The organism is Calderihabitans maritimus (assembly GCF_002207765.1).
GTDB classification, from domain to species: Bacteria; Bacillota; KKC1; order Calderihabitantales; family Calderihabitantaceae; genus Calderihabitans; species Calderihabitans maritimus.
In genome coordinates, this window is record NZ_BDGJ01000073.1 from 38,390 (window position 1) to 44,389 (window position 6,000).

Below are 6,000 nucleotides of genomic sequence, written 5' to 3' on the forward strand. Positions count from 1 at the left end.
CTATCTTAACCGCCGGGAAGAATGAAGAACTTCTCCGGTTTTGATATCCATTACCCCCAACCGGGTGATTCTTATCTGCGGGAGAAAATCCCCAGGGAGAAACAACAGGGTATAGAGCAGGTCGTGGTACGGGTAACCTCTCCGCTCTACCAGCTCTGCCAGTATTTTTAAGGAACTAAGTATTTTCTGCGGGGGTTCCGCCGACATCACTCCCCCTATAGCCAGAGGCATTTCAAAAAGAATCTTTCCCTCTTCCGATAGAACGATACCTCCCCCCATTTCAGCTACCCGGCGGGCCGCCAACGCCATATCCCGTTGGTTTTTTCCTATTACCAGCAGTTCGCCGGCGGTATTGAAAGAAGAGGCCATCCCCCCTATCTCCCGGGCAAAATTATAAATCACTCCGTTGGCCACCCAGTTGCCCCGCCGGTCTACCAGCGAACAGTACAACATACCTGGGCACCGCTCCAAATCCACCCGCCCATTCGCTACCGGTAAAACCGTATCCCGCCGGCGGGTAATAACATTTTTTATTAGATCAATCACCGGAAAGTTTATTTGATTTCCCGAAGCAAAAACCGAGTAGGTGTCAGGATCACCGATTGGCGAGTTTGCCTCGAAATCGCCGGTAAGATTTAATTCCTTCCAGTCGATATTGGGTATGTCTACTTTCAGCTCACCCTGCTGAGCTACCACCCGGCCCCCAACCATAACTGTTTCCGGCACAAAAGTCTTCAGGTCAGGCAAAAGCAAAATGTCCGCCCGGCGTCCCGGGGCAATTCCCCCTATTTCTTTCTCGAGTCCGAAGTAGGTCGCCGGGTTGAGAGTAACCATGGCTATAGCCTGTACCGGGTCCAGGCCTTCTTCGACCGCCAACCTGAGCAATCCGTCAATGAAGCCAAAATTATCCGTGAAATACGGCATGGAAGCGTCGGTAGTAAGCATCATACGGTGAGTGGGCAACCCCTTCTCCGTAACGGCTTTCAGCAGTTCCGGCAGATCTTGCCGCAGGGAGCTGTGACGGAGAATTACCCACAGGCCCAAGCGAAGTCGCTCTAAAACCTCTTCTCGGGTTATACTCTCATGGCAGGAGGTAATCCCTCCTGCCACCACGGCGTTCAGTTTTTCATAAGAACAGCCCGCCGTATGGCCATCTACCCGTTTTCCACATAATTCCGCCTCTGCAATGGCCGCCAAAACATTCTCTTCACCCCGGTAGATAGTTGGCCAGCGGGTCAACTCGGCTATAGAAACAACCCGCGGGTTCTTCAGAAGTTCTGCTATCGCTTCCCGCGAGAAAAGCGTTTCCTCGTCTGGAGTGGGCGACTGGGCAGCCACCCGAACCATCCACCAAAAACGGAGAGGGTTCTCGGCTAATCTGTCCATGGTCTTTTTGAAACCGTCTAACTCCGCTTTTAAATACAGAAGCAAGTTTTCACCAATAAGACTGGTAGTACCCAGAGGCAAAATTACTCTTGCCAAGACATCCGGCGGGTAAATATTCCATGGATGTCCATGAGGTTCTATATATCCCGGAACAATATACTTTCCCCCGGCATCAAGCACCGTAGTGTCCGGCCCCACAGCGTCCAGCCCTTTCCCTACGTGAGCAATGCGCCCGCGGTAAACTGCCACATCAGCCTCATAGATTTCACTGCTGTAAACGTTCACTAGTTTCCCGCCTTTGATAAACAGGTCCGCCGCCCTTTCACCCCGCGATACTTCCAAGAGCTTTTTTCTCTCATCTATCCCCAAGACCATTTTAAACCTTCCTTTCAGAAGTCATTTTGAATCCCGGCATACTTTCCGATTTTCCGCCTTTTAAATTTCTTTCCATACTCCGGTTAAAACCGTTTTCTTCTTCCAAGCTGCAAAGTCCTTCCCAATCCCTGAAAAATCAGTTTTGTTTGGCTTGCAAATTCCTACTCAATATGTTAATATATTTATCGCAATCCCAACCAACATTATGCCGAAGTGGTGGAATTGGCAGACGCGCTGGACTCAAAATCCAGTGGGCATTGCGCCCGTGTGGGTTCGACTCCCACCTTCGGCACCAAACCCAGTCATATCAAGGGTTTCGAGGTTTTTCCCTCGAAACCTTTTTTCATTTTTTACGCGCTTGATTTCCGAAAAAGTCCCTCGGAATTCAGTGCAGGGCCGTCAGCAAAAAATTTTTTGCTCCCAACAGCCATCCCTTCCATCAACAGGCCTGTACGCCGTACGGCGCGAATGGCCACAAGGTTTCTTCAATTTGATTTCTTAATATCGATTTTCTTCATTCCCTTATGGTATAATTTAGTTATAATTTTAGTAAAGACTAAAGGCCGTTGGAGAAAGGAGAGCGCAGGGATAATGAAAAGGATCAAAATTATCACCGCTAAGGTCCAAATGGAAGCTCAGCTAAATGACACGGAAACGGCCAAATCCATCTGGGAAAAGCTGCCGATCAAGGGAAAAGTAAACACCTGGGGAGAAGAGATTTATTTTGAAATTCCCGTCTACAAAGGGCCTGAAAACCCTGTCGAAACCGTCGAGGAAGGCGACCTGGCCTACTGGCCGAGCGGCCGTTGCTTTTGTATCTTTTTTGGGAAAACCCCCGTCTCTACAAAAACAGAAATAAAGCCGGCCAGCCCCGTTACCCTTATCGGCAGGCTTTCCGGTAACCCCAAGGAGTGGGCAAAGGTCTCAGAGGGTGAAACAATAACGCTGGAAAAAATACCCGAGTGAATATATTTTCCATTACACCAGAACCATTTGAACCAGCTGCGCCACCCCGTTGACACGTCCTTATCAGGCACAGAGTCGTGTCTTCCGTAGAAACCGTGGACAGGCTTTCGAGGTAGTGGTTTTCTGTGATATAATGATACCAGAAATTGGATGGTAATACCCAAAAGGAATGGTGTCCATGAAGCAAGGTTCGTTAGAGAAAAGAATTCTCCAGGGACTGGTCGATTATTTGAATGACTTGTACCCGGGCGAAATACGGTTGGTCCAGCTGTTTGGTTCCCGGGCGAGGGGCGATGCCCGGCAAGATTCAGATTATGATGTGTTGATTGCGCTTCCCTGCGATATTCAAGAATTCATTTCTCCTTTATTTCAGGCATCCGTCAGGTATGTGTCAACCCCAGGTTCAGCTCAGTTTCAAACCTAAAGTTCGGATGAGAGCCGCAGGGGAATGCTTCTCGACTTTTGACCTCAAACTTTTCCGGGCGACCTGGAAATAAATCTGCGTGGTCTGTATGTCGGCATGCCTCAGTTGCTCCTGAAGCGCCCTGATGTCGCCGCAGCTTTCGACAAAAAACTTGGCGAAAGAGTGCCTGAACATGTGGGGACTGCATTTCTGCAGTCCTATCTGTTTGCCGTACTGCGCAATTCTCTGCTGGACCGTGCGTTTGGTGACCGGCCCTCTTCCGAAGATATTCGGGAAAAGCCACTCGCCCCGGTAGTGGTTTTTCTCAAAATATTCCAGCCATTGAGCCAGGTGTTTCCCTGCAAATTCCGTTAGTTCAACGCGCTGCACCACCCTGGACTTCGTTTTAGTCAGGAAGCATGCTGTGATCCTGCCGCCGTCATAGACCAGGTCCTCCTTCTTCAAATTCAGGCATTCCGAGATTCGCATCCCGGATTCCATTAACACTATCATGATTATATAATCCCTGTATCCCGCAAAGGTCTTCTTGTCCGGCTGGGTAAGCAGTCTCACCATCTGCTCCAGAGTGAACGTTTTTGGCAGCCTTTTAGTCTCTTTTACCCGTAAACCTTCGACGGGGTTCAAGTCGACATATCCTTCTTTGAGGCAGTAGTTAAAAAAGGATTTCAAAGCTCTCAGCTTGTTGTTTTGGGAAGGGCTGTTATTTCCCCTTTCGGTCCTGAGAAAGATGAAGCAATTTGCTCGGTATTCCCAAATGTCGAGTCGTAAATGACCAATGCGTTCATGTCTTTCCCCCTAGGCAGATCACCTTTGAAATTTGACAGGAACTAGTTTTATTTAAGGAACGATGCGACTTCATTAGTGAAGCGCTTCGGTTCCTCGATGAATGGTGAATGTCCACTTTTTTCAAAGATAATGCCGAGCTTGGTCATCAGCCGGGAAGCCCATATGTCTGAAGATCCAAGTGAGCCCTTATCACTAACTTGTCTCAACTGCTTTCTCTTTCCCAAAAAGCGGTCAGCAGGTCCAGGACGATAAAGAAAATCATTCCTGCCAGGCATAGCCACCCGACCCAATCACCCAGAAAAATGGCAGGCGCGTTTGCTGTTCCTAACGGTACATCAGCCACCAGCGTTGCCGGCTCAGAGTCCGGCTTGACTGCCCGCTTAATGATGCGACCGTAAGGGTCAATGATTGCCGAGTCAAAGGCAATGTCAGCTTTGACCATCGCAACACGGTTCTCTACCGCGCGGAAAACGACGTGACTGTAGTGCCTGGCAGCGATGGCCGGCCAGTCAAAGGATGGCACGGCGATGAGTTGCGCCCCGTTGCGGGCCACCCAGCGCGCTGTATCGGTGAAGTCCAGGTCGTAACAGATGATGGTACCCAGCCGGCCGAGGGGTGTGTTGTAGACCGGGTAACTGCCGCGGGTCAGGCTGGTTTCTCCTGCATAGGTTACTGGATGGTCCTTGCCGTAAACGCCCAGGAACTCGCCTCCTGGTGCAAGAACCGTCACCTCGTTTCGCAGCCCCTGTTCGGTTCGCACTCCGTAGCCGATGACCAGGTAAGCTCCAGTTTCAGCCGAAAGCACACGCAGTTCTTCGGTATGCTCTGCCTGCGGGTCAAAGGGCAACGCACCCTCGTTCCAGACAATCAACTTCGCACCCTGTGCGGCAGCCCGACGGGTCTGGGCGTATAGCCATTGCAGACCCTCTTCGCTGTGAATACGGATAGCGGGTTGTACGGCCGCCACCCGGACGTCCGGCGCCGGGGCGTCTAGCAACGCCAGGCTCAGCCCGATCCAGGCTGCTATGACAACCCCCACGCCGGCCAGCCAGTTCCGTGCATGACTGGGGGTGACCGGTTGAAAACCGGGATCAAGCCGCCAGCACCGGTCGAAGAGGGCCAGCGTTACCTGAGCCAGGACGTAGTTTGTCAGCAGGATAAGCAGGCTGAGACCGTAGACGCCGAAGATGCTCACCGGTTGAATCAACCAGGGCTGCTCGTAGAGAGCATAGGCAGCAAAGCCCCATGTGCCTATCACCGGCACGAAGCCCCGGATCATCTCGATACCCACCCATAGCGCCGCCCCCTGGAACACAAACCAGCGGTAACCGGTGCGCTCGTGAAAGGCACGGTCGCGCCCACCGACCAGTGCGGCAACGATACCGATCATTAGCGGCAGCCAGCGCATGTACCAGACGCTGTTGGCGAACATATTGTTAAAGTAGCCCCAGAAAAAGCCGCCGACGCCCACCCCGGTGGCCAGGCCGGAGATGCGGCGGGGCAGGATTCGGTGCTGGGCCACGACCATCGGCACAAGCCCGATCCAGATCAGCAGCCATAGGTCGTAGGGCGGGAAAGCCAGGATGAACAAAGCAGCGCTTAGTGCGGCCAAAACCAGTCCAATTACGCTCCGCATCCAGAATTGTCGTCGATATGTCTTTTCGGTGGCACTATCAGTTACTATAGCTGTTTTCATTCTCAACCTCCTGGAGTTGCAGTAACTGCCTACCAAAAAATCTATAAAGAATTTCTCTGCCGAAAGGATATGTCTCACCCATTTTGCCATATTATGGGCAAATCATTTTTACAAAAGAGGGTTTTTGCAGGGAAATTATTATTAAATTCTAATAAATTTAGCAACTTGAGGTGCATTAAAAAATTCCCATTTCCCTTAGTTGTTATCTGCGTGGCGGCGAGAAGCTTTTTCAAAATCCGGTCAAGGTTAAACTCTTCCCCAAGCCGCCCCAGTACGGTTATTCCCGGGAACATAGGCCTGACCGGGTACAGGTGGTTATCGGCCTCTTAATGAGACAGGACGGCATTCCGATTGCCCATGAGGTATT

General features: G+C 51.1%; 5 protein-coding genes and 1 tRNA gene. 3 read left to right on the forward strand and 3 right to left on the reverse strand.

The annotated features are described in order from the left end of the window. Complete coding sequence (locus KKC1_RS07035; RefSeq protein ID WP_088553769.1) at window positions 1–1,761, reverse strand: adenine deaminase C-terminal domain-containing protein; 1,761 nt, start codon at window positions 1,759–1,761, stop codon at window positions 1–3. Between the two features lie 207 nt (window positions 1,762–1,968). On the opposite strand from KKC1_RS07035, the gene KKC1_RS07040 reads away from it, so the two are divergent. The 3 genes from KKC1_RS07040 (at window position 1,969) to KKC1_RS07050 (ending at window position 3,151) form a co-directional block, all read left to right on the forward strand. Beyond that, window positions 1,969–2,056, forward strand: a tRNA-Leu gene (locus KKC1_RS07040). Window positions 2,057–2,352: 296 nt separating this feature from the next. Further along, the gene (locus tag KKC1_RS07045; protein WP_088553770.1) at window positions 2,353–2,727 is read left to right on the forward strand and encodes a cyclophilin-like fold protein; all 375 of its coding nucleotides are present in this window, start codon (window positions 2,353–2,355) and stop codon (window positions 2,725–2,727) included. A 178-nt stretch (window positions 2,728–2,905) separates the two neighbouring features. Next, a complete protein-coding gene (locus KKC1_RS07050) occupies window positions 2,906–3,151 on the forward strand; it encodes a nucleotidyltransferase domain-containing protein (protein ID WP_143288698.1) in 246 nt (81 codons plus the stop codon). Here the strand turns inward: KKC1_RS07050 and KKC1_RS07055 are convergent. Beyond that, window positions 3,131–3,775: a tyrosine-type recombinase/integrase gene (locus KKC1_RS07055; protein WP_088553772.1), complete on the reverse strand. Its 645-nt coding sequence runs from the start codon at window positions 3,773–3,775 to the stop codon at window positions 3,131–3,133. The genes KKC1_RS07050 and KKC1_RS07055 overlap by 21 nt on opposite strands. A gap of 364 nt (window positions 3,776–4,139) precedes the next feature. Then, the gene (gene lnt / locus KKC1_RS07060) at window positions 4,140–5,633 is read right to left on the reverse strand and encodes an apolipoprotein N-acyltransferase (protein ID WP_192868125.1); all 1,494 of its coding nucleotides are present in this window, start codon (window positions 5,631–5,633) and stop codon (window positions 4,140–4,142) included. Between the last annotated feature and the right edge of the window lie 367 nt (window positions 5,634–6,000).